Genomic DNA, 22,164 nt, shown 5'->3' with positions numbered 1-22,164 from the left:
CCCGTACGGACTTATCCGTGCTGGTACGCCACCAGCGAGATGCCCACGTAGTGCGCCACGAACGCCGCCAGCGTCAGCGAGTGGAAGACCTCGTGGAAGCCGAACCAGCGCGGCGACGGGTTCGGCCGCTTGATCCCGTAGATCACGCCGCCCGCGCTGTAGAGCAGCCCGCCGACGATGACCAGGACCAGGACCGCGATACCGCCCGTCCGCATGAAGTCGGGCAGGAAGAAGACCGCGGCCCAGCCCATCGCGATGTAGCACGGCGTGTAGAGCCAGCGCGGGGCGCCGACCCAGAAGACCCGGAAGGCGATGCCCGCGGCGGCGGCCGCCCAGACCGCCCAGAGCAGGGGCCGTCCGGTGGATTCGGGCAGGAGGAGCAGGGTCAGCGGGGTATAGGTCCCCGCGATGATCAGGAAGATGTTGGCGTGGTCCAGCCGACGGAGCACCGCCTCCCCGCGCGGGCCCCAGGTGCCGCGGTGGTAGACCGCGCTCACGCCGAAGAGCAGGCAGGCGGTGGCGATGTAGATGGCGCACGCGATCCGGCCGCGGGTGCTGTCGGTGAGAGCGATCAGGGTGATTCCGGCGATCAGCACCGCGGGGAACATGCCGGCGTGCAGCCAGCCGCGCATCCGGGGCTTGACGGGAACGGGGTCGAGTTCGACGGGTCCGGTTGTCGGCTCTGCGGGTCCTGTGGTCGCGGCGGCAGCGGCGGCGTCAGTCATATCCGCATGCTACCTACGCAACCGTAGGTAACGAATATGAGTGGCGATGCTCACGTGTGCGGCCCCCTGGACATATGGGCGAAACGGTCGGATGATCAAATGAGTGCGGTCGGCACCGGATGAGCGCCAGGGGATCGAAGGGTACGAAGCATCCGGGTCGCAGCCCCCACGGGGCACCTGACAACACACACCCTCATCAAGGAGCGATCGTGGCGCGCGACATCGCGGCTCCCCTCACTGTCCCCACCCACCACCAGGAGCTGGTCTCCTGGGTCGACGAGATCGCAGCCATCACCCAGCCCGACCGGGTGGTCTGGTGCGACGGCTCCGAGGCCGAGTACGAGCGCCTGTGCGGGGAGCTCGTCGCCAAGGGCACGTTCACCAAGCTGGACGAGATCAAGCGGCCGAACTCGTACTACGCCGCGTCCGACCCGAGCGATGTCGCCCGCGTCGAGGACCGTACGTTCATCTGCTCCAAGGAGGAGAAGGACGCGGGTCCGACCAATCACTGGAAGGACCCCGCCGAGATGCGGGCCGTCTTCACCGGTGAGGAGGGTGTGTTCCGTGGGTCCATGCGCGGGCGCACCATGTACGTCGTCCCCTTCTGCATGGGGCCCGTCGGCTCGCCCCTCTCCGCCATCGGCGTCGAGATCACCGACTCCGCGTACGTCGCCGTCTCCATGCGCACCATGACCCGTATGGGCCAGGCGGTCCTGGACGAGCTGGGCACCGACGGCTTCTTCGTGAAGGCCGTCCACACCCTCGGCGCGCCGCTGGAGGAGGGCCAGGAGGACGTTCCGTGGCCCTGCAACACCACCAAGTACATCTCGCACTTCCCCGAGGACCGCGAGATCTGGTCGTACGGCTCCGGCTACGGCGGCAACGCCCTGCTCGGCAAGAAGTGCTACGCGCTGCGCATCGCCTCCGTCATGGCCCGCGACGAGGGCTGGCTCGCCGAGCACATGCTCATCCTGAAGCTCACGCCGCCGCGCGGGGAGAGCAAGTACGTCGCGGCCGCGTTCCCCTCCGCCTGCGGCAAGACCAACCTCGCCATGCTGGAGCCCACCATCCCCGGCTGGACCGTGGAGACCATCGGCGACGACATCGCCTGGATGCGGTTCGGTGAGGACGGCCGGCTCTACGCGATCAACCCCGAGGCCGGGTTCTTCGGCGTCGCGCCCGGCACCGGCGAGCACACCAACGCCAACGCCATGAAGACCATGTGGGGCAACTCCGTCTTCACCAACGTCGCGCTGACGGACGACGGCGACGTCTGGTGGGAGGGCATGACCGAGGAGGCGCCCGCGCACCTCACGGACTGGAAGGGCAACGACTGGACCCCCGAGTCCGGCACGCCCGCCGCCCACCCCAACGCCCGCTTCACCGTCCCCGCCGGACAGTGCCCGATCATCGCGCCCGAGTGGGAGGACCCCAAGGGCGTGCCGATCTCCGCGATCCTCTTCGGCGGCCGCCGCGCCTCGGCCGTCCCGCTGGTCACCGAGTCCTTCGACTGGCAGCACGGTGTCTTCCTCGGAGCCAACGTCGCCTCCGAGAAGACCGCCGCCGCCGAGGGCAAGGTCGGCGAGCTGCGCCGCGACCCGTTCGCCATGCTGCCGTTCTGCGGCTACAACATGGGCGACTACATGAACCACTGGGTGAAGGTCGGTGCCGACAAGGCCGACCAGTCGAAGCTGCCCAAGATCTACTACGTCAACTGGTTCCGCAAGAACGACGCGGGTAAGTTCGTGTGGCCCGGATTCGGCGAGAACAGCCGCGTCCTTAAGTGGATCGTGGAGCGCCTGGAGGGCAAGGGCGAGGGCGTCGAGACCCCGATCGGCATCCTGCCGGCCAAGGGCGCGCTCGACACCGAGGGCCTGGACCTCTCCGAGTCCGACCTCGACTTCCTGCTCACGGTCGACAAGGAGGTCTGGCGCGAGGAGGCCTCCCTGGTCCCCGAGCACCTCAACACCTTCGGCGACCACACGCCCAAGGAGCTGTGGGACGAGTACCGCGCGCTGGTCGAGCGGCTCGGCTGAGCCCGGCACTCCCGCTGACTCCGCGGCCGGGTCCGTCGGACATCCGCCCTGACCTGTGGGGCCGAACGACCCGCCGCGGTACGGGGCCTGTCATTGCCGACAGCCCCGGAGGGCCGTCCCCGACCAAGGACACCCTCCTGGCCCCCGGAACCCCCTCATGGTTCCGGGGGCCGCCCCCCCATTTTTTAGGTGCCCCGGTCCTCCAAGTAGCGTGTGTGGGTCTGCTGGCGGATCTCCTCCGCCTCCCGCAACCCCGCCACCAGCGCCTCCACCTCCCGGTGCAGCAAGGCCAGTTGCCGCCCCAGCTGCTCCTCGGGGTCCTGCTGCCCCGGTGCCATCCGGGTCCACCACCGGGTCCGTACGAAGGCGTCGACGGACTCCGGGAGGTCCCGGTGCACCGCACGGGCCAGTACGTGGATGCCCTCCGGGTCCTGCGCCAGCGCCTGCGACACCCAGCCCGGCGCCAGCAGCCCGGCCATCAACTCCGTGAGGGAGCCGAGCTGTTCCGTCGATGCGGGCGGCAGGTCCACCCGGTCCAGGTACTCCCGGAGCGTCGTGAAGTCGTCCCGCAGGCCGTCCAGTTGGGACGAAGGGCCGGGGAACTCCGGCGCGGGCGGCCGGGCCGGAGGGGCGAGCAGCGCGCCCGCCCCGTACAGCCCGGCGACCACCACCGGCCAGTACGTGCCCGCGAACCCCGCCAGCGTCAGGGCGAGCCCGCCGACTGCACAGGCGCTGCCGGTGAGGTTCTTCGCCGATTCGAGGTAGGCGAGCGCCCGGCCCGCCGCCCCGGTCGCCGGTCTACTGGTAGCCACGGATCTCCTCGAACGCCCCGTCCAGCGAACCGGGGCCCTGCTCCTTCGTCCCGTCGAAGAGCCGGCCGCCGGTCAGGGCGGCGATCCGGTCCAGCTCGGAGCGGTCGGAGTCCCCGAAGACGATGGGGAAGACCGGGGTGGCCTGCCGGGCGGGCGGCAGGGACCGGTAGAAGGCGGTGAAGTCGGCCGCAGACCGGCCCGCCGTGTTCTCGCCGTCCGTCATCAGCACGACGGAGGTGAACGCGGACTCGGTGTCCGGGCCGAGATGGTCGTAGGCGGCGGCGAGCGAGGAGTAGATCGCGGTGTCCCCCTCCGCCGTCAGCGCGGCGGTGTCCGCCCGGATCGCGGCGGGCCCCGCCTTCGGGTCGGCCGGATCGACGGTATGGGTGCGGACCTGCTTCACCGAGGTGCCGAACGGCAGCAGGGTGACCTCCTCGCGCTCCCTGAAATCCCCGGTCAGGCCGGTGAGGGCGGACTTCAGCTGCTGCAGCCGCTTCCCCCTCATCGACCCCGAGGTGTCCAGGACGTACACGGTCCGCGAGGGGCGCCGCAGCTGGTGCTCGTAGGCGGAGAGCAGCCCGTCGGCGACCGATCGCGAGCCGGGGAAGGGCAGTTCGCGGCGGGCCTCGGGGGAGAGCGGGCCCGCGGGGCGCGCCGAGGCGACGACCGGGCGGCGCAGGGTCTGCCCGGTCATCGCGCGCTGTACGGCGGGGGAGCGGAGGTGCTCGGTCAGGGCCCGTACCGCGTCCTTGGCGGAGGGCGCCGCGGTGGCGAGGGTGGAGAGCGGATAGTCGGCGGTCACCACCCCGTCGCGGGGGCGGATCACCGTCAGCCCGGTGGAGCTGTCCCGGTTCAGGGAGAGCAGCACCGACTCGTAGTTGATCAGCGCGTCCACGGTGGAGCGCCGGGCGTACGCGGAGGCCAGCCAGCCCGAGGAGCCCGACGTGAGGCGCTGGCCCGCGAAGAACTCCTTGAGCTTCGGGCTCGCCGCGCGGACATCGGCGTCGGTGAGGGCCGCCTGGGCGCCGGAGAGCCCGGACGCCACCGAGACGAGCGCGGAGAAACCGGAGTTGGAGCGCTCGGGGTCGGTCATCCCGTACGTGAGCTTCCCGTCCGCGACCGCCCGGTGGACCTGGGCCCAGGTGACCTGCTCCGTGTCCCAGCCGAGCCGCTCCACCGTCGCGGGCCGTACGCCCAGGGCCACCGGTGAGGCCATGAGCGGGGTCTCCGAGGTGACGCGGCGGGCGGCGTCCGGGTCGAGGCGCAGATAGTCGTTGGACGACAGCCACACCGCGTCGTACGCCCCGTCCGCCTTCCCCGACGCCAACTGCCCGACCGCGTCCAGGGTGCCGGTCCAGGTGGGGCGCACGGTGATCCCGGTCGCCTTCCGGGCCTCCTCCAACAGGGGCACCATGTCGGCGAGTTCGCTGGACGCGAGGACCCGTACCGTGCCCGCGCGCGGCCGTCCGTCGTCGGCGGACTCCCGGTCGGGGCGGGCCGGTTGGGGCGTACAGGCGGCGAGCGGGACGAGCAGGGCGGCGGCGAGCAGCGGGGCGAGCAGGCGCGCGAGTCCGCGGACCGCCCCGGCCTGCATCAGGCGGCTCATCCGAGACCGCCGGCCGGCGCACCGGCGGTACGGCCGCGCTCCAACCGGGCGCTCGCCTCCTGGAGTTCGGCGGTCAGCGACTCGACGGTGGCGGCCATCGACTCCGTCGCCGCCACCTTGTACGTGTCGATGGCGTCCAGCGTCCGGTAGATCTGCTGGAACGCGGTATGCAGGGTCTCCGCGCCCACCGCCGGGTCTGCCGCGATGCGCTGGATCTCGCCGCTCTGCGTGGCCAGCATCTCGGCGTTGCCCCGGATCAGCTCCTCCGTGGTCGAGCGCAGCACCCGCACCTGCTCGGTCACCCGCCGCTGGTTCTCCAGCGCCGAGGCGAGCGTCACGGCGATCCGCAGCGCGGAGACCGTGGTGGTCGCGGCCCGGTCGACGCCCTTGATCAGCTCGTCGTTGTTGCGCCGCACGACATCCATCGCCAGGTACCCCTGGGCGCAGACGGCGAGCTGGGTCAGCAGGTCCTGGTGCTTCTGCCGGACGGGGAAGAGGACGTCGGCCCTCAGCGCGTCCGCCTGTACGGGGTCGGTGTGCTCGGTGTCCGCGATCCGCCGGGCCACGACGCCGTCCAGGGCCTCGGTGAGGACCGCGTACTCCTGGAGTCTGCCCATGGACTCCCAGAGCCGGGTGCGTTCGGTGTGCAACGCGGCGTTGTCGCGGCGCAGTTCGTCCTGGCCGCTGCGGAGTGAGCCGACGATCCGGTTGAGCGTGCCCTGCGCCGAGGCGTACTTCGCGACATGGTCGCGGAGCGGGTTCGCGCCGGGCAGCCTGGCCAGCAGGCGGCGGGCCCCGCGCCCGGGGGTGTCGCCCGGGTCGAGGTCCTGGACGGTGCGCCGCAGCTCGACCAGGGACGCGCCGACCCGGGAAGGGGCGTCGCCCTCGCCGGAGGCCAGGGAGCGGACGGTGCGGTCCAGCATCCGGTTGGACTGCTGGGCGGCGCTGCGGATGTCGCCCTGTCCGAGGGCAGCGATCTCGCAGATCCGGGCGGTGAACTCCGGGGAGCGGGCGTCGATTCCGGCGAGGGAGCCCACGTACTCCTCGGCACGCCGGGTCATTTCCTCGCGCACCGCGTCCTCGACCGGGACGAGACCGGCGGCCTGCTCGGTGCGGACGGGGGCGACGGGCTCGGGCGGGGTGAGCACGAGCGGGACGGCGGCCGGCCCCCCGGCGTGCGGGGATCCGGCGCTCCGGGGGCCGAGGTCGTGTGGGTCGGCGTCGCGGGATCCGGTGTCCTGCCGTCCGGTGTCCCGGGGGTCGGCGTCGCGCGGTCTCGCGTACTGGCGTCTGGGGTCCTGGGGCATGGCTGAGCTCTCCTGGGCTGCGGGGGCGTCGGGGCGCGCGGGGAACGGGAGGGCCGGGAGCACCGGATGGACCGGGAGCACCGGGTGGACCGGCCCGGGCACGGCTGCGGGTGTCATCAGCCGCGGGCCCGCCGGGCCATCGTGCGCAGCACCTCGGCGGTGGGCACGGGCGCCTGGCGTACGCCGGTCAGTCCCTGGTCGATGTAGTCGGTGTGGTCCGCGGTGGCGGCGGTGAACTCGGCCGGGGCGCCCTGCGGGCGGAAGCCGTGGCGTACGGCGAGCTCCCGCAGCCGGGGGTCGGTGGAGAGCAGCTCGCCCAGCCGCTGCCCGGCGGCGGTCAGCGGGACGAGCGTGTGGTCGCTGGAGACCGTGGTGTCGGGGTAGAGGACGACGAGGTCCCCGATCTCCTGCCGCCGGCTGTGGGTCAGGAGGGAGGCCACCTGCGACTCGTAGACCAGGACGAGCGGGTTGCCGACCCCGCTGATGAAGTCCCGGAACGGGGCGTCGCTGCTGGTCTGCTGGGCGCCCTGGACCTGGACGAGCTTGCGCATCAGTCCGGCCGTACGGTCCACGGCCGCGGTGTCCGTCGCGACCCGCCCGCCGTCGGCGACGTAGGAGGCGGCGGCGAGGTAGAGGGCGCCGGAGTTGGAGGAGACGGGGTCGGTGCTCGTGATGAACACCGTGCCGCTCAACTCGGCCTGTCCGGAGGCCCCTTCGAGCTGCTGCCAGGTGCGGTCAGCCTCGGCGGCCTTCAGGTAGGGGCCCATGAGCAGCGTGCCCCGGGTGGCGAACTTCGAGGTGCCGTTCGCGTTCAGCCGGACCAGCCCGTTGGCGGCGAGGACCTCGGCCGCGTTGCGGTGGGCGACGACGACGAGCGGCGAGTAGAAGGGGCGGAGCGGGCCGCCCTCGACGGCGGACCTGCGGCGCAGTTCATCGGCCGGGGCCTTGGAGCCGGGGAAGGCGAAGTCCTGCCCGTCCAGGGAGAGTTGGTCCATCGCCCAGGAGCCGGATGTCTCGGCCCGGACGGTGAGGCCCCGGGCGGCGAGGGCCTTCACGGTCTCGGGGTCGGCGAAGAACTCGGCCTTCTCCGACCCGATGACTCCCCGCACGGTCCTCGCTGCCGTGCCGCTGCTGCCGTCGCTGTCCCGGCCTGCCACGACGGCCGCTGCCACGCCGCCGATCAGCAGGACCGCCAGGACGATTCCCACGATGCGTCTCACGTACGCAGAGTGCCCGCGGAAGCCCACATTCCAGGCGGAGTCGGGTGGACGGCAGATGAAGGGGCCATCCCAGTACGCAACGGCCGGGTCCGGGTGCGGGAGGTCGTGGCACCCGGTCCGCGCGCCGAGGCGGCACGCGGACCGGGGCCGTCAGTGGGCGCCGGCCAGCTGCTCGGCGGGGGTGGAGGCGAGGGCCTCGGTGTGGGCGTCCATCCGCTGCGCGGAGAGGATGGCGGCGGTGGTGTCGGCGCGGGACGCGGCCACCACGAGCGCGCGGCCCGCCAGGGCGTGGGCGCGGCGGTGCAGGGACGCCGGGGCGGCGTCGGTCAGCGCGGCGTGCCGGGCGGGCGGGGCGCCGCGCAGCCGGGCCACCTGCTCGGCGATGCGGTCGCCCGCCGGGCGGAGGCCGAGTTCGTCGGTGACCGCGAGGAGGGCGGCGAGATGCCCCGCGAGCTGGATGTCCAGCTCCTCCTCGCGGCTGCGGTGCGGAAAGTCCGCGTCGTCGGCCGGGCGGTGGACCGATGGGGTGCGGATCGGCTCGTACATGGATGGCCTCCCGGTGATGCTGGGTTTCCATCCTACATTGGATTGAGTCTAAGTTTGTGTCCGATCCGGGCGCGCTTGGGGCGGGATCCGGACCCGCTTCGGGGAGTGGTCGCCCTACGGCTGTCCGTAACCGTCCAGGAACGAGCCGATCCGGGTCATGGCGTCGGTCAGCTCCTCGGTCGCGGGCAGCGTCACGATGCGGAAGTGGTCCGGCTCCGGCCAGTTGAACCCCGTACCCTGCACGACCATGATCTTCTCGGCCCGCAGCAGGTCCAGGACCATCTGCCGGTCGTCCTTGATCTTGTAGACCTTCGGGTCGAGCCGGGGGAAGAGGTACAGCGCCCCCTTCGGCTTCACGCAGGTCACCCCGGGGATCGACGTCAGCAGGTCGTACGCCACGTCCCGCTGCTCCAGGATCCGGCCGCCCGGCAGCACCAGGTCCTCGATCGACTGCCGCCCGCCGAGCGCCGTGGCCACCGCGTGCTGGGAGGGCATGTTGGCGCAGAGCCGCATGTTGGCGAGGATCGTGAGCCCCTCGATGTACGAGGTGGCGTGCGCCTTCGGGCCGCAGACCGCCAGCCAGCCGGATCGGAAGCCGGCCACCCGGTAGTTCTTGGAGAGTCCGTTGAAGGTCAGCACCATCAGATCGGGGGCCAGCGCCGCCGTCGGGGTGTGGGTCGCGCCGTCGTACAGGATCCGGTCGTAGATCTCGTCGGAGCAGACGATCAGGTTGTGGCGCCGGGCGATCTCGGTGAGACCGCGCAGCATCTCGTCGTCGTACACCGCACCGGTCGGATTGTTCGGGTTGATGATCACCAGGGCCTTGGTCCGGTCGGTGATCTTCCGCTCGATGTCCGCGAGGTCCGGCATCCAGTCGGACTGCTCGTCGCACCGGTAGTGCACGGCGGTCCCGCCGGCCAGCGAGACCGAGGCCGTCCACAGGGGGTAGTCCGGGGCCGGTACGAGAACCTCGTCGCCGTCGTCGAGCAGCGCCTGCATCGACATCTGGATCAGCTCGGAGACCCCGTTGCCCAGGTAGATGTCCTCGACGTCGAGGTCGTCGATCCCCTTGGTCTGGTAGTGCTGCACCACCGCGCGCCGCGCCGAGAGCAGGCCCTTGGCGTCCCCGTAGCCGTGCGCGCCCGCGAGGTTCCGCAGGATGTCCTCAAGGATCTCCGGCGGGCACTCGAACCCGAACGCGGCCGGGTTGCCCGTGTTGAGCTTGAGGATGCGCTGACCGGCCGCTTCGAGCCGCATCGCTTCCTCGAGGACGGGGCCCCGGATCTCGTAACAGACATTGGCGAGCTTGGTGGACTGGATGACCTGCATGTCCGCGAGCTTACGGCCGCGTTTCGCGCGGTGCGCGGAGATTGCGCCGTCCTCGCGACCCCCGGGCCCGCCCACCTCCGCACTCCGGCTTCCATCGGCAAGGCCGCCCCGGCCCCGGACCGTGGGAAGGACCGGTCCGGGCGGCGTCGCGGCTTGGAAAGGGGCGTGAGCCGCCCGGACGGGTGAGATGCGCCACGCGCGGGGGCGGGGGCGGGGCGGGGGTGCGGGCGCGCGGGGCCCCGGGTGACGGGCGGCGCCGCCCGGCCGGTGTCCGGGTGACGGGCGCCCGGGCGCGGGGGGCTCAGGTGTCCGGGTGACGGGAGCCCCGCGTGCCGGGGCTCAGGCGGGCAGCTCGGCGCCCTCGGGGACGTGGATGCCGAAGCCGTCCTCCAGCACCTGGACGACCTCGTCGGGGCCGGACAGCACCCGCTCCCTGATCGTGCCGTCCTCCGCCGTCTCGACCAGGTCGAGCCCGGCGAGCGACCGGTGGGTGGCGTCGGGCAGGGCGCGCTGCGCGTACACCGCCTGCGCGAACGGAGAGTGCGGGCTGGTCGCGACGTACCAGTTGATCATCTCGAAGTCCGGGCCCTCGAACGGCTCCGGAGTGAAGGCGTACTGCGCCTCCCAGCTCCCGCCCTTCTCCGCCTGCAGCTCCCACATCTCCAGCGGCCCCTCGTGCGCCACCGTCACGAGCCGGTGATGACGCGGAGCGTCGTACAGCTCCGCCCCCGCCACCAGCTCGATCGGCTCCAGCAGCGCGCCGACGGTCCCGAACCCGACATCGGCCACGTACGGGGTCGCCACACCCGGCACGTCCACCCGCAGCAGTATGTGGCTGCGCGGCCGGACATCGCCCGGCGCGGCGCCCAGCAGCACCCGGGCGGCCAGCAGCGTCACGGTGAAGCCCAGCTGCCGCAGGACGGTGGCGAAGAGGGTGTTGTGCTCGTAGCAGTAGCCGCCCCGCCCGCCGCGTACGAGCTTGGCCTCCAGATCGGCCAGGGCCAGGGAGGGCGCCGAGCCGAGCACCGGATCCAGGTTCTCGAACGGGATGCCCAGGGCGTGGGCGCGGTGCAGGGACCGCAGCACCTCCACGGTGGGGGCGGGCTCCCCGGTCCAGCCGATCCGGGCGAGGTAGGCGTCGAGGTCGAGTGTCATACCCCGACCGTACGCAGCCGGGGCCGCGCGGCGCCTCAGGCTGCGGGACCAGGCGGGGCGACCGGCCGGACCGGGACTTCGGGCTGAGCCCGAACGGGGGATGGGGGCGGGACGGGGGCGCACCGGGGGCGCCTCTGGGACCCGCCCGTCCCCCGTTCGGGCGGGGTCCCGGGGCTGGGGCAGGCCTGCCCCAGCCGGGCCGTCAGGCCCCGGCCACCGACCCGGCCGACGCGATCAGCAGGGCCGTGTCCACGCCCCGCTCCCGCGCGGTACGGAGCAGCGCCGCGTCCCCCGCCTCCGCCACGGCCGGGCTGGTCGCGTCCTCGGCCGAGGGGGCGGCACCGAATCCGGCGGTCGCCGGGGCCATCGCCGCGAGCCAGTCCGCCAGCAGCCCGCCGAACTCCTTCTCGTCGACCCCCGCCTCCCCCACCAGCGCGAACGCGTGCCGGGCCCCCGCGAACATGGCGGTCATCGCGCTGAGCAGCGCCACGTCGTACAGCGCTGCGAGGCCGACCTCCGTACCGACGTACCGGGTGGCGGCGGGCACGGCCAGCACCTCGCGGTGCTCGTCGAAGAGGGCGCGCGTACCGCTGTAGAGGACATAGCCGCCGGCGTCCGGCGCACCGATCATCGGGGGGACGGCCATGATCCCGCCGTCCAGGAAACGGGCGCCGCGCCCGGCCGCCCAGACGGCGCGGGCGTGGGACTCGGCCGGGGTGGAGGTGGTGAGGTCGACCAGGTCCTTGCCGGTGAGGTCGGCGTCGGCCAGCGCCTCACGGACCGACGCGTCGTCGAGCAGGCAGGTGACGACGAGCGGGCTCGCCGCCACCGCGTCCGCCGCGGTGGCGGCCACCCGTGCCCCGCGCAGGGCGAGTTCGGTGCTCCGGCCGGGGCTGCGGTTCCAGACGGTCAGGGGGTGCCCGGCGGCGAGCCAGGTACGGGCGAGCGCGGTGCCCATGGCACCGAGGCCGAGCAGGGTGAGAGGGGTGGGCGGGGTCGGTGCTGATGCGTTGTCGGACATGCGGATTAGGCTGGTCGACGGGGCCGGGAGCGATCAAGTACCCACTTACGAGTGGGTGGTTACCCGGTGGTGAGCGACCAGATGGGGAAGGGGTGGGCGATGAGGTCCGTACGGAGGCCGGGGGCCTACGTCTGCGGGATCGACGCGGCGATGGACGTGATCGGCGGCAAGTGGAAGGTCCTCATCCTGTGGGCACTGGACGAGAAGCCGTGCCGCTTCGGCGAGCTGCGGCGAGCCGTGCCCGGCGTGACCGAGAAGGTGCTCAGCTCCCACCTCAAGGAGCTGGAGGACGACGGCATCGTGCACCGCGAGGAGTACGCCGAAGTGCCGCCCCGCGTCGAGTACTCGCTCACGCCGCGGGGAGTCTCGCTGAACGCGGCCCTGGGACCGCTGGGGGAGTGGGGGCGCGAGAACGTCTTTCCCGGGAGGGAGAGCATGGCTGGAAGTGACCCCTTGTGATGGCCTGACATCTGCGCCACCATGCGCATGTCAAAAGCCGGAAGATCTCCGGTCCTTGGCATCACTGGAGGGGACCCCCCACATGAACAAGCCTCTCATCGGTGCGTTTCTTGCTGCCCTGCTCCTGGGAGCGGGCACCGCGCCCGCCGTCGCGGCCGAAAACGTACCGACGCAGGAAGCCGCCCCCACCGCGAAGGCCGTGACCTTCGCCGGGACCGTCGCACTCAGCAACTGTTCGGGCTCCGTCGTCCGTTCGCCCGACTCCGCACCCACCGACCCCGCCCTCGTGCTCTCCAACGGGCACTGCCTGGAGACCGGATTCCCCGGCCCGGGCGAGGTTCTCGTCGACCGTCCGTCCACGCGTACGTTCACCCTGCTCAACGCCTCGGGCAGCGGTGTCGGCACGTTGAAGGCCAGCAAGATCGCGTACGGCACCATGACCGACACCGACCTCTCGCTCTACGAACTCACCTCCACCTACGAGCAGATCGAGAGCAGCTACGGCATCCGGGCGCTGGAGCTGGAGACCGCCCACCCGGTGGCGGGCACCGCCATCACCGTCGCGTCCGGCTACTGGAAGCGGACCTACAGCTGCGACATCGACGGCTTCGCCCACCGGCTCAAGGAGGGCCGGTGGACCTGGAAGGACTCCGTCCGCTACACCCCGGAGTGCCAGACCATCGGCGGTACGTCCGGTTCGCCGGTGATCGACGACGCCACCGGGAAGGTGGTCGCCGTCAACAACACCGGTAACGAGAGCGGCGGGGAGTGCACGGACAACAACCCGTGCGAGGTCGACGAGAACGGCGAAGTGACCGTCCGCGAGGGCATCAACTACGCCCAGCAGACGTACAACATGGTCCCGTGCATCGGCGCCGGCAACAAGATCGACCTGGACCGGGAGGGCTGCGGGCTGCCCAAGCCGTAGCCATGGCAGCAGAAGTAGCTGTCGCCGTGGTCAGGTCGTGTTCCACCTTTTAGGCGCGCCGGGCGGTCCCGATCTCAGGGCCGCCCGGTGTCCGTCGCCGGGCCCTGCCCGGCGCGTGCCGCGTCGATTCCGTCCAGCAGGACCCCGAGCCCCACCCGGAACGTCTCCCGCGCCTCCCGCTCGGGGTAGGGCAGATCTTCCCTTTCGGCGTCTTCCGGATACGGGTCCGGAGCCCCCTCCCGTTCCAGCCGCACCACCGCCGGGAAGCGTTCCGCGAAGTCCGGGACCAGCTCCGTCAGGGCCGCCGCGCGGGCCGCCCACCACTCCTCGTCGGAGCTCCCGGTCGCCCTCGCCGCCCGTCGCGCGTCCGCCACCGTCCGCGCCGAGCCCTGCACCAGCGGGAACAGCGTCCCCACCAGCCGCCGCACCGTCCGGGCCGGCAGCCCGGTCGCCCCGAGCAGCCGGACGAGCGTGTCCAGGTTCGCGTACTCGTGCGGGCCCAGCACCGGCCGGGCCTGCGAGACCTGGAGCACCCACGGGTGGCGGACGTAGAACTCCAGGACCTCCCCGGCCCATGCGGTGAGCGGCGCCCGCCAGTCGTCCGGCTCCGACTCCGGGTACACGGACGGGAGTTCGGCATGGACCGCGTCGTACATCAGGTCCAGCAGCTCGCTCTTGCCCGGGACGTGGGTGTAGAGCGCCATCGCGGTCCGCCCCAGCCGCTCGCCGACCGCGCGCATCGACAGGGCCGCCATGCCCTCCTCGTCCGCGATGGCGACGGCCGCCGCCACGATGGCGTCCACGCTCAGCCGGGGCCTGGGGCCGGGGCCGACGCGCGGCGGGGCGGCGACCTCCGCGCGCCAGAGCAGGGAGAGGGAGCGGCGGGCGTCACCCTGCCCGGCAAAGACCACCACTTGCGACTCCTTACGCCGTAAAGTAACTTCGGCCGGGTAATGCTTTACCGCGTAAAGATATCAGGAGAGGGGTGCCGCATCATGGGTCAGGCCATGCCGGTCAGCTATGTACGGGTCATCGGGGTCGAGCGGATCACCCCCCGCACCGCTCGGGTCACCTTCACCGGGGAGGCGCTGCCCCGCATCCTGGAGGACCGCCCCGACCAGCAGCTGAAGCTGTGCCTGCCGCGCGAGGGGCGGAGCGTGGAGGAGGGGCTGCTGCCGGAGCAGGGCGCCGAGGACACGTACGGCATGCGCTGGTACGAGGCGTTCCTCGCGATCCCCGAGGCGCGACGGCCCTGGATGCGGAGCTTCACCGTCCGCGCCTACGACCGGGGCAGCAATGAGATGACCGTGGACTTCGTGCTCCACGGCGACGGCGGGCCCGCCTCGCGCTGGGGTGCGGCCGCCCGCCCCGGTGACGTACTCGGCCTGGTCGGGCCGTCGTCCCTCTACGCCCGCCCGCTGCCCGAGGCGGAGCGGCTGCTCCTCGCCGGGGACGAGACCGCCCTCCCGGCGATCGCCACGGTGCTGGAGGCGCTGCCGGTGACGACCAGGGCCCTCGTGTACGCGGAGGTCGCGGACGTGGGGGAGGAGTTGGAGCTGCCGGCCGCCGCCGGAGGGGTCGAGGTGCGGTGGGTCCATCGGGACCGGGGCGGCTCGCTGGTGGCGGCGGTGCGGGACGCCGGGCCGGACCTCGACGGGGTGGACGCGGCCTGGGTGGCCGGTGAGGCGTCGGCGGTGCGGGCGCTCCGCCGCCATCTGGTGGGGGAGCGTGGGCTGCCCAAGGGGGCCGTCGAGTTCAGTGGCTACTGGCGGCGGGCCCTCACCCAGGACGACGCCCCGACCGAGGAGGACCTGGCCTGGGCGGCGGAGCGCGCCGCCGACGCCTCGTGAAGGGCACTCGGCGCCGACGCCTCGTGAAGGGTGCTCAGCGCCGACGCCTCTTCAAGGGGGCTCAGACGGCTCCCGCGCCCCGGACCGCCCTTCCCGCCAACACCGAGGTCCGCCTGCCGTCCTCGATGACGAACCGGCCGTCGATCAGCACGTGCGGGATGCCCACCGGCAGTGTGCGCGGCTCCTCGAACGTGGAGCCCGCCGCCACCGTCTCGGGGTCGAACAGCACCAGGTCCGCGCGGTAGCCCTCGCGCACCAGGCCCCGGTCCGCCAGCCGCAGCCGGGCGGCCGGGCGTGAGGTCAGGTGGGCCACGCACTCCTCAAGCGCGAGGATGCCCAACTCCCGTGCGTACCGGCCGAGATACTGCGGGAACGTCCCGTACGCCCTCGGGTGCGGCTTGTCGCCCTGGAGGATGCCGTCGCTGCCGCCGGTGTGCACCGGGTGGCGCATGATCTGCTGGACGTTCTCCTCATGACCCACGTGCTGGAGGATCGTCGTCCCGAGCCGGTCCTCGGTGAGCAGCCGCCGCGCGGTCACCCAGGGCTCCTCGCCCCGCAGTGCCGCCGAATTCGCCACCGTACGGCCCACGTACTCGGCCAGGTGCGGGACGCTGACGCCGGAGATCTCGATGGTGTCCCACTCGATCGGCACCCCGTGGCAGCCGTCCGAGCCCAGCACCTCCAGGTGGTGCCGTATCTTCTCCGCGCTCTCCGGGTCCGCGAGCCGGGTGAGGACCGACTCCGGGCCACCCTCGCCCGCCCAACTGGGCAACATGGCCACGAGCGTTGTGCAGCCGGGGGTGTACGGGTAGGTGTCGAGCGAGATGTCAGCACCGGCGGCGAGCGCGCCGTCCAGGAGGGCCAGGAGGTCCGGTGCCTTGCCCTTGTTGACGCCGAAGTTCATGGTGGCGTGGGCGAGATGGAGGGCGCAGCCGGCGTTGCGGGTGAGCTGCACCATCTCTTCGTACGCTTCGAGTGCGCCCGCGCCGTAACTGCGGTGGTGCGGGCAGTAGTAGCCCCCGTGGCGGGCCACCACCCGGCAGAGCTCGGTGAGTTCGGCGTCCTCCGCGTACATCCCGGGGGTGTAGGTCAGGCCGGACGACATGCCGACCGCGCCCTCCCGCATCCCCTGGTCCACCAGCTCCTTCATCCGGGCCAGTTCGGCGTCGGTGGCGGGGCGGTCCTCCCAGCCGACGGCGTACATCCGTACCGTGCCCTGCGGGATGAGGTAGGCGGCGTTCACGGCGATGCCCTGGCCGCCGAAGTTGCGGTCCAGGCGGTCCAGGTAGCCGCCGACCGTGCGCCAGTCGAAGTCGATGTCGGAGCCGTCACCGTTCCAGCCGGTGATGGAGCGGCGGACCTCGGCCAGCGTGCGGTCGTCCGCCGGCGCGTACGACAGGCCGTCCTGGCCCAGCACTTCGAGCGTGACGCCCTGTGCCGCCTTCGCGCTGTGGTCCGGGTCGCGCAGCAGCGCCAGATCACTGTGGGCGTGCATGTCGATGAATCCGGGGGCCAGTGCGAGGCCGTCCGCGTCGACCGTGCGGGTGGCGGCGGGGCGGGGGCCGGGGGAGCCCTCGCGGTGGATCTCGGTGATCCGGCCGCCGTCGACCGCCACATCGGCGCGGTAGGACGGCTCGCCGGTGCCGTCGACAACGAGCGTGTCGCGCAGGACCAGGTCCATGGGTCACCTTTCGGAGGGTGAAAGCCGTACGGCTCGGCGGCTCTAGAAGAACGTGCGGATGTAGTCGCTGACCGTGCCGTCCGCCTCGACCAGCGGGATCAGCTGCCACTTGTCGAAGCTGGTGCAGGGGTGCGAGAGGCCCATGCCGACCCAGTCGCCCACCTCCAGCTCGACCCCCTCCTCCGTACGCACCCAGGTGTGCTGGTCGGAGAGGCCGGTGACCGTGATCCCGGTGGCGGGGCGGACCGAGCCGTCCCGGGCGGAGCGGACCACCTGCGCCTCGGGGAGATCCAGGTCGTACGCCGCGTCCCGCTTGCCCGCGTTCAGGAACGCCTGCTCGCCGGAGGGGCGGGAGACGACCTGGGCCCAGAGGCGGAAGGCGGGCTCCAGCGCGCCCTCCTCGGGGACGCGGTTGAACGGGGTGAGGTGCTTGTAGTGCCCGTCGTCGTGCGAGACGTACGCGCCGGAGCGGAGCAACTTCAGGACGGGGGAGCTGAGTTCGGGGATCTCGGCGAAGACGTCCGCCACCGCGTCGAACCAGGCGCTGCCGCCCGCGCTGATGACGATCTCCTCGGCGCCGGTGAACCGCTTCTCGGCGTCGAAGCCGGCCGTGAGCGCGACGAGCCGCCGCAGCCACTCCCGTACCCGTTCGGGGTCGGCGTCCGGCACCTCGCCCTCGTACCCGGCCACGCCCACCAGGCGCAGCGACCCGGCCGCCGCCACCGCGTCGGCCACCGCCGCGCAGTCGGCCTCCGTGCGGGCGCCGGTGCGTGCGCCCTCTCCCGCGCCGAGCTCCACGACCACATCGACCGGGCGGGTGGCGCGCGCCGCGCTCAGGGCCTCCTCCATCAGCTCGACCCCGCGCACGGAATCCACGTAACAGATGAAGCGGAACTCCGGGTCGGCCGTCATCTCACCGGCCAGCCACCGCAGCGCCACCGCGTCGACCAGCTCGTTGGCGAGGAAGATCCGCCCGATCCCGTACGCCCGGTAGACCCGCGCCTGGTGCGGCACGGCGGCCGTGATGCCCCAGGCACCGCGCTTCAGCTGGTCCGCGAAGAGCTGCGGGGCCATCGAGGTCTTGCCGTGCGGGGCGAACGCGAGGCCGTGGCGCTCGGCGTACGCCTCCAGCAGGGCGAGGTTGTGCTCGACCGACTCGGCGGAGAGGGCGAGGACGGGGGTGGTGAACCCGCCGGTGAAGAGGTTGCGGCGCTCGGCGGTCAGGGTGGCGACGGTCAGGCCCTCCGCGTCGGGCGGGAGCGCCTTGAAGCGGTGGTCGACACGCTCCTCGGCGAGGCCGGCGGCCAGTGACGCGGGGCGGTTCGCGGGGTGGGACGCGGTGTGGCCTGTGGGGTGGTCGGCTGCCAAGGGGAGCTCCTCGAAGTTCGTTGCACCATATGCAACACCCATTGCGCATATCGCTTGACGCTGTCTAACATCCGAGCCGACGCCCGGTCAATGGTGACCACCGGCCCGCACGCCGATCAGCGAGGAGCCTTCAGTGCCCGGACCCGCAGCAGGGACGGCCCACGCCGCCACGACCACCGATGTCGTCTGCCTCGGTGAGTCCATGGTGACGTTCCTGCCCTCGCAGCCCGGCCGCCTCGCCGATGTGCCGTCCTTCGGACGCGGGATCGGGGGCGCCGAGTCCAACGTGGCCTGCGCGCTCGCCGCCGCCGGGCACCGGGCGGCCTGGGTGGGGCGGGTGGGCGCGGACGGCTTCGGCGACCACCTGGTCGAGACGATCGCGGGGTACGGGGTCGACACCTCGGCCGTCCGCCGGGACCCCGACCGTCCCACCGGCATCTACTTCCGTACGGCGACGGATCGCGGGGCGGGCGCCCATGAGGTGGCGTACTACCGGGCCGGGTCGGCGGCGTCGGCGATGTCGTCGGACAACGTGCCGTACGGGGAGGTGTTCGCGGGGCGGATCCTTCATCTGTCCGGCATCACCGCCGCGCTGTCGGGGGACTGCCTGGCGCTGCTGCGGGAGCTGACGGCTCCGCGTCAGGGGCGTCCGCTGGTGTCGTTCGACGTGAACCACCGGCCGCATCTGTGGCGCGGCGGGGATGCTTCTGTGCTGCTGGAGCTGGCCCGGCGGGCCGACCTGGTGTTCGTCGGGGAGGACGAGGCGGAGGAGGCGTGGGGGATCGTCGGCGCGAAGGCGATCCGGGCGGCGCTGCCGGAGCCTTCTGTGCTGGTGGTGAAGCGGGGGAGCGCGGGGGCGACGGTGTTCTCGGGGCTCCGCCCCGGACCCCGCTCCTCAAACGCCGGAGGGGCTGAAAGTGGCCCGGCCTCGCGCTCCACGGAGGGCGCAGGGGCCGGCAACGCCCCCGATACCGTCACCCACGTCCCCGCCCTCCACGTCGACGTCGTAGCCGCCGTGGGGGCCGGGGACGCCTTCGCCGCCGGGTTCCTCTCCGCCACCCTGCGCGGGCTGCCGGTACGGGACCGGGTCCGGCACGGGCACCTCATGGCCGCCGCCGTCCTCACCGTCCCCGGCGACCTCACCGAACCGCCCGCCCGCGACCACGCCGACCGCCTCGCCGCCCTCGACGACGGTGCCTGGGGGAGACTTCGTCTCGGCCCCGGCTGGACCGCAGCCGACCGGGCCCCCGAGGAGGTACGTACGTCATGAGCCAGACCGTCGACCGGGCACTCAGCATCCTGCCGCTGCTCGCCCAGAGACCCGCCGACCTCGGCCAGGTCGCCGAGCGGCTCGGCGTCCACAAGTCCACGGCGCTGCGCCTGCTGCGTACGCTCCACGAGCACGGGCTCGTCTACCGCCAGCAGGACCAGCGCTACCGCCTGGGCGCCCGGCTCTTCGCGCTCGCCCAGGAGGCCGTCGAGAACCTCGACGTACGCGAGATCGCCCATCCCCACCTGGTCGAGCTCAACGACCGCTGCGGGCACACCGTGCACCTCGCCGTCTACGAGGAGCAGGAAGTCCTCTACATCGACAAGGTCGAGAGCCGCTACCCGGTCCGGATGTACTCGCGGATCGGCAAACCCGTCGCGATCACCGTCGCGGCCGTGGCCAAGCTGCTGCTCGCCGACCTCACCGAGCCCGAGCGGCGCACCATCGCCGAGAAGCTCGACTACCCCCTGTACACGTCCCGTTCGACGCCGAACGCGGCCGCCTTCCTCAAGGAGCTGGCCGTCGTCCGCGAACAGGGCTGGGCCACCGACCTCGGTGGTCACGAGGAGTCCATCAACTGCATCGGCGCCCCGATCCGCGGCGCGGACGGGCGGGTCGTCGCGGCCATGTCGGTGTCCGCACCGAACGTGGTCGTCACGGCCGAGGAACTCCTCACCCTCCTCCCGCTGGTCAGGCGCACCGCCGAGACCATCAGCCGGGAGTACTCCGGCACCAACCGACCCAAGAAAGCCTGATCAGCCATGACCGAGAAGACCGCCCTCACCCCCTCCACCCACACCACGCCGCCCGCGAAGTTCTCGCACGGCGTGAAGAAGGGGAACATCCTCCAGGTCGCCGGCCAGGTCGGCTTCCTCCCGGCCGTGGACGGCCAGGCCCCGACCACGGCCGGCCCCACCCTGCGCGAGCAGACCCTCCAGACCTTCGCCAACGTCAAGGCGATCCTGGAGGAGGGCGGCGCGAGCTGGGACGACGTGATGATGATGCGCGTCTACCTCACGGACGTGGACCACTTCGCGGAGATGAACGAGATCTACAACGCGTACTTCGCGGAGCAGAACCTCAAGGAGGCCCCCTCGGCCCGTACGACGGTCTACGTCGGCCTGCCCAAGGGGCTGCTGATCGAGATCGACGCCCTCGCGGTACTCAGCTGACCGTTCCGGATCCACCGAAGGTTCAGCCCCACTGATCGCCTTGCCTCACCCGCAGCACCTCTCCACCTCGCCGTACGGCGCGGCGCCCCGCTCTTCGGGGGCGCCGTGCCGCGCTCCCCCCTGCCCTCCAGCACCATCGGAGTCCCCTTGTTTCTCGCCGCCACCCCACCGCCGGTCGAGACGCCACCGCACACCGGTGGCCTGCTCCTCCTGATCGACGGCACAGCCGGTCTGCTGACCGTCGCCGCCCTCGGTATCGCGCTCCTCCTCTTCCTGATCATCAAGGTCAGGCTCCAGCCGTTCGTCGCCCTGCTCGCGGTCTCCATAGCCGTCGGCCTGGGCGCCGGGCTCTCGGTCACCGAACTCTTCGGCACCGTGCAGAAATCCGCCGCCGTCTCGGTCATCGAATCCGGCATGGGCGGCATCCTCGGCCATGTCGCGATCATCATCGGGCTCGGTACGATGCTCGGCGCGATCCTCGAAGTGTCCGGCGGGGCCGAGGTGTTGAGCGCCCGCCTGCTGAACGCCTTCGGCGAGAAGCGCGCCCCGCTCGCCATGGGGATGACGGGCCTCGTCTTCGGTATCCCGGTCTTCTTCGACGTCGGCATCTTCGTCCTCGCGCCGATCGTGTACGCCGCCGCCAAGCGCTCCGGAAAATCGATTCTGCTCTACGCGATGCCGCTGCTGGCGGGGCTGTCGATGACCCACGCGTTCCTGCCCCCGCACCCGGGCCCGGTGGCCGCCGCCGGACTCTTCAACGTGTCGCTGGGCTGGGTCATCCTGATGGGCGCGGTCGTCGGCATCCCCTCCGTCCTCGCCGCCTGGGCGTACGCCTCCTGGATCGGGAAGCGGATCTTCGTCGACGTACCCCAGGACATGGTGGAGGCCGCTGCCGAGGCCAAGGAGGCCGTCGCCGCCGAACAGCGGGCCGCCGGGGTCACCCCGCACGAGAAGCCGGTCCCGCTCCTCACGGTCCTGGCGATCATCGGGACCCCGCTCGTCCTGATCCTCGCCGCGACGTTCTCCTCCATCGCGCTGGACCCCTCCACGCTCCGCTCGGTCGTCGAGTTCTTCGGCAACCCGTTCGTGGCCCTGACGATCGCGCTGTTCCTCGCGTACTACCTGCTCGGCATCCGCCGCGGCTGGTCCCGCAAGTCCCTGGAATCGGTCTCCACGTCCTCGCTCAAGCCGGTCGGCAACATCCTGCTGGTGGTCGGCGCGGGCGGCATCTTCGGTGCCGTGCTCAAGGGCAGCGGCATCGCGGACGCGCTGGCCGACACCTTCAACGACGTGGGCCTCCCGGTCATCCTCCTCGCCTGGCTGATCTCGGTCGTCCTGCGCGTCGCCCAGGGCTCGGCGACCGTCGCGATCGTCACCACGGCCGGGATCGTGGTCCCGCTGGTCGAGGGCCAGGACATGTCCCAGGCGCACCTCGCGCTGATCATCATGGCGATCTCGGCGGGCTCGATCTTCGCCTCGCACGTGAACGACGGCGGCTTCTGGATGGTGTCGAAGTACTTCGGCATCTCGGAACGCGACACCCTGAAGTCCTGGACGGTGCTGGAGACGGTGCTGTCGGTGGCCGGCTTCGTGGTCGCGGCGCTGCTCAGCCTGGTGATTTAGCGAGAGGCGCCGACGGGCGTACGGTGCGTGTTCGCGCCCGTACGCCCGTCGGCCCT

At 72.1% G+C, this 22,164-nt stretch carries 20 protein-coding genes; 8 read left to right on the top strand and 12 right to left on the bottom strand.

The genetic code is table 11. The annotated features are described in order from the left end of the window. Positions 1–11: 11 nt before the first annotated feature. The gene (trhA, locus tag IE264_RS26225; RefSeq protein ID WP_015610994.1) at positions 12–725 is read right to left on the bottom strand and encodes a PAQR family membrane homeostasis protein TrhA; all 714 of its coding nucleotides are present in this window, start codon (positions 723–725) and stop codon (positions 12–14) included. Between the two features lie 209 nt (positions 726–934). Here trhA and IE264_RS26220 point away from each other — a divergent pair, with 209 nt between their 5' ends. Beyond that, complete coding sequence (locus IE264_RS26220) at positions 935–2,761, top strand: phosphoenolpyruvate carboxykinase (GTP) (RefSeq protein WP_032757667.1); 1,827 nt, start codon at positions 935–937, stop codon at positions 2,759–2,761. Positions 2,762–2,946: 185 nt separating this feature from the next. Here IE264_RS26220 and IE264_RS26215 read toward each other — a convergent pair whose 3' ends face one another. The 8 genes from IE264_RS26215 to IE264_RS26180 all read right to left on the bottom strand — a co-directional run bounded on the left by IE264_RS26215 (position 2,947) and on the right by IE264_RS26180 (position 11,757). Next, on the bottom strand, positions 2,947–3,573 hold the full coding sequence (locus tag IE264_RS26215) for a hypothetical protein (protein WP_032757669.1): 627 nt from the start codon (positions 3,571–3,573) through the stop codon (positions 2,947–2,949). After that, complete coding sequence (locus tag IE264_RS26210; protein ID WP_078657482.1) at positions 3,560–5,179, bottom strand: vWA domain-containing protein; 1,620 nt, start codon at positions 5,177–5,179, stop codon at positions 3,560–3,562. The genes IE264_RS26215 and IE264_RS26210 overlap by 14 nt, the downstream gene beginning before the upstream one ends. Next, positions 5,176–6,486 carry a toxic anion resistance protein gene (locus IE264_RS26205; protein ID WP_032757971.1) on the bottom strand — a complete coding sequence of 437 codons (1,311 nt, stop codon included), beginning with the start codon at positions 6,484–6,486 and terminating at the stop codon, positions 5,176–5,178. The genes IE264_RS26210 and IE264_RS26205 overlap by 4 nt, the downstream gene beginning before the upstream one ends. A 116-nt stretch (positions 6,487–6,602) precedes the next feature. After that, positions 6,603–7,733 (bottom strand): hypothetical protein, encoded by a 1,131-nt coding sequence (locus IE264_RS26200; RefSeq protein ID WP_190167707.1) that lies wholly within the window; start codon positions 7,731–7,733, stop codon positions 6,603–6,605. 123 nt (positions 7,734–7,856) lie between these two features. After that, complete coding sequence (locus IE264_RS26195) at positions 7,857–8,252, bottom strand: SCO4983 family protein (protein WP_032757673.1); 396 nt, start codon at positions 8,250–8,252, stop codon at positions 7,857–7,859. Between the two features lie 114 nt (positions 8,253–8,366). Then, positions 8,367–9,581, bottom strand: coding sequence for a pyridoxal phosphate-dependent aminotransferase (locus IE264_RS26190; RefSeq protein ID WP_032757972.1), 1,215 nt, complete (start codon positions 9,579–9,581; stop codon positions 8,367–8,369). A gap of 339 nt (positions 9,582–9,920) precedes the next feature. Then, a complete protein-coding gene (locus IE264_RS26185) occupies positions 9,921–10,736 on the bottom strand; it encodes an arylamine N-acetyltransferase family protein (RefSeq protein WP_032757675.1) in 816 nt (271 codons plus the stop codon). 202 nt (positions 10,737–10,938) lie between these two features. Beyond that, positions 10,939–11,757: an NAD(P)-dependent oxidoreductase gene (locus tag IE264_RS26180; RefSeq protein WP_032757677.1), complete on the bottom strand. Its 819-nt coding sequence runs from the start codon at positions 11,755–11,757 to the stop codon at positions 10,939–10,941. 99 nt (positions 11,758–11,856) lie between these two features. Here IE264_RS26180 and IE264_RS26175 point away from each other — a divergent pair, with 99 nt between their 5' ends. Together IE264_RS26175 and IE264_RS26170 are read left to right on the top strand one after the other, a co-directional pair. Then, a complete protein-coding gene (locus IE264_RS26175; RefSeq protein ID WP_032757679.1) occupies positions 11,857–12,216 on the top strand; it encodes a winged helix-turn-helix transcriptional regulator in 360 nt (119 codons plus the stop codon). Between the two features lie 82 nt (positions 12,217–12,298). After that, positions 12,299–13,144, top strand: coding sequence for a S1 family peptidase (locus IE264_RS26170; protein ID WP_032757680.1), 846 nt, complete (start codon positions 12,299–12,301; stop codon positions 13,142–13,144). Positions 13,145–13,218: 74 nt separating this feature from the next. Here the strand turns inward: IE264_RS26170 and IE264_RS26165 are convergent, their stop codons facing one another. Beyond that, positions 13,219–14,058 carry a TetR/AcrR family transcriptional regulator gene (locus tag IE264_RS26165; protein WP_032757681.1) on the bottom strand — a complete coding sequence of 280 codons (840 nt, stop codon included), beginning with the start codon at positions 14,056–14,058 and terminating at the stop codon, positions 13,219–13,221. Between the two features lie 81 nt (positions 14,059–14,139). Between IE264_RS26165 and IE264_RS26160 the strand changes: the two genes are divergently transcribed. Beyond that, entirely contained in the window at positions 14,140–14,994 is an 855-nt protein-coding gene (locus IE264_RS26160; RefSeq protein WP_032757682.1) for a siderophore-interacting protein, read from the top strand. A 61-nt stretch (positions 14,995–15,055) separates the two neighbouring features. Here IE264_RS26160 and IE264_RS26155 read toward each other — a convergent pair whose 3' ends face one another. Together IE264_RS26155 and IE264_RS26150 are read right to left on the bottom strand one after the other, a co-directional pair. After that, the gene (locus tag IE264_RS26155) at positions 15,056–16,675 is read right to left on the bottom strand and encodes an N-acyl-D-amino-acid deacylase family protein (RefSeq protein ID WP_032757683.1); all 1,620 of its coding nucleotides are present in this window, start codon (positions 16,673–16,675) and stop codon (positions 15,056–15,058) included. Between the two features lie 42 nt (positions 16,676–16,717). Continuing rightward, positions 16,718–18,043, bottom strand: a complete 1,326-nt coding sequence (locus tag IE264_RS26150; protein ID WP_032757684.1) for an alanine racemase — start codon at positions 18,041–18,043, stop codon at positions 16,718–16,720. A gap of 133 nt (positions 18,044–18,176) precedes the next feature. Between IE264_RS26150 and IE264_RS26145 the strand changes: the two genes are divergently transcribed. The 4 genes from IE264_RS26145 to IE264_RS26130 all read left to right on the top strand — a co-directional run bounded on the left by IE264_RS26145 (position 18,177) and on the right by IE264_RS26130 (position 22,108). Continuing rightward, positions 18,177–19,313, top strand: a complete 1,137-nt coding sequence (locus tag IE264_RS26145) for a sugar kinase (RefSeq protein WP_032757685.1) — start codon at positions 18,177–18,179, stop codon at positions 19,311–19,313. Next, a complete protein-coding gene (locus tag IE264_RS26140) occupies positions 19,310–20,068 on the top strand; it encodes an IclR family transcriptional regulator (RefSeq protein WP_032757686.1) in 759 nt (252 codons plus the stop codon). Before IE264_RS26145 ends, IE264_RS26140 begins: the two co-directional genes overlap by 4 nt. A gap of 6 nt (positions 20,069–20,074) precedes the next feature. Then, positions 20,075–20,485: a RidA family protein gene (locus IE264_RS26135; RefSeq protein ID WP_015611012.1), complete on the top strand. Its 411-nt coding sequence runs from the start codon at positions 20,075–20,077 to the stop codon at positions 20,483–20,485. A 147-nt stretch (positions 20,486–20,632) separates the two neighbouring features. Then, positions 20,633–22,108, top strand: a complete 1,476-nt coding sequence (locus IE264_RS26130; protein WP_015611013.1) for a GntP family permease — start codon at positions 20,633–20,635, stop codon at positions 22,106–22,108. Positions 22,109–22,164 lie beyond the last annotated feature (56 nt).

This window comes from Streptomyces microflavus (assembly GCF_014650075.1).
Taxonomy (GTDB): domain Bacteria; phylum Actinomycetota; class Actinomycetes; order Streptomycetales; family Streptomycetaceae; genus Streptomyces; species Streptomyces microflavus.
Note: the sequence above shows the minus strand (reverse complement) of the source record. Positions and strands in the feature narration are given on the sequence as shown.

Coding starts and splice junctions, on each gene's coding strand:
- IE264_RS26190 (WP_032757972.1), bottom strand. CDS start 9,581: ATGCAGGTCATCCAGTCCACCAAGCTCGCCAATGTCTGTTACGAGATC.
- IE264_RS26155 (WP_032757683.1), bottom strand. CDS start 16,675: ATGGACCTGGTCCTGCGCGACACGCTCGTTGTCGACGGCACCGGCGAG.
- IE264_RS26135 (WP_015611012.1), top strand. CDS start 20,075: ATGACCGAGAAGACCGCCCTCACCCCCTCCACCCACACCACGCCGCCC.
- IE264_RS26175 (WP_032757679.1), top strand. CDS start 11,857: ATGAGGTCCGTACGGAGGCCGGGGGCCTACGTCTGCGGGATCGACGCG.
- IE264_RS26180 (WP_032757677.1), bottom strand. CDS start 11,757: ATGTCCGACAACGCATCAGCACCGACCCCGCCCACCCCTCTCACCCTG.
- IE264_RS26205 (WP_032757971.1), bottom strand. CDS start 6,486: ATGCCCCAGGACCCCAGACGCCAGTACGCGAGACCGCGCGACGCCGAC.
- IE264_RS26170 (WP_032757680.1), top strand. CDS start 12,299: ATGAACAAGCCTCTCATCGGTGCGTTTCTTGCTGCCCTGCTCCTGGGA.
- IE264_RS26140 (WP_032757686.1), top strand. CDS start 19,310: ATGAGCCAGACCGTCGACCGGGCACTCAGCATCCTGCCGCTGCTCGCC.
- IE264_RS26195 (WP_032757673.1), bottom strand. CDS start 8,252: ATGTACGAGCCGATCCGCACCCCATCGGTCCACCGCCCGGCCGACGAC.
- IE264_RS26185 (WP_032757675.1), bottom strand. CDS start 10,736: ATGACACTCGACCTCGACGCCTACCTCGCCCGGATCGGCTGGACCGGG.
- IE264_RS26210 (WP_078657482.1), bottom strand. CDS start 5,179: ATGAGCCGCCTGATGCAGGCCGGGGCGGTCCGCGGACTCGCGCGCCTG.
- IE264_RS26160 (WP_032757682.1), top strand. CDS start 14,140: ATGGGTCAGGCCATGCCGGTCAGCTATGTACGGGTCATCGGGGTCGAG.
- trhA (WP_015610994.1), bottom strand. CDS start 725: ATGACTGACGCCGCCGCTGCCGCCGCGACCACAGGACCCGCAGAGCCG.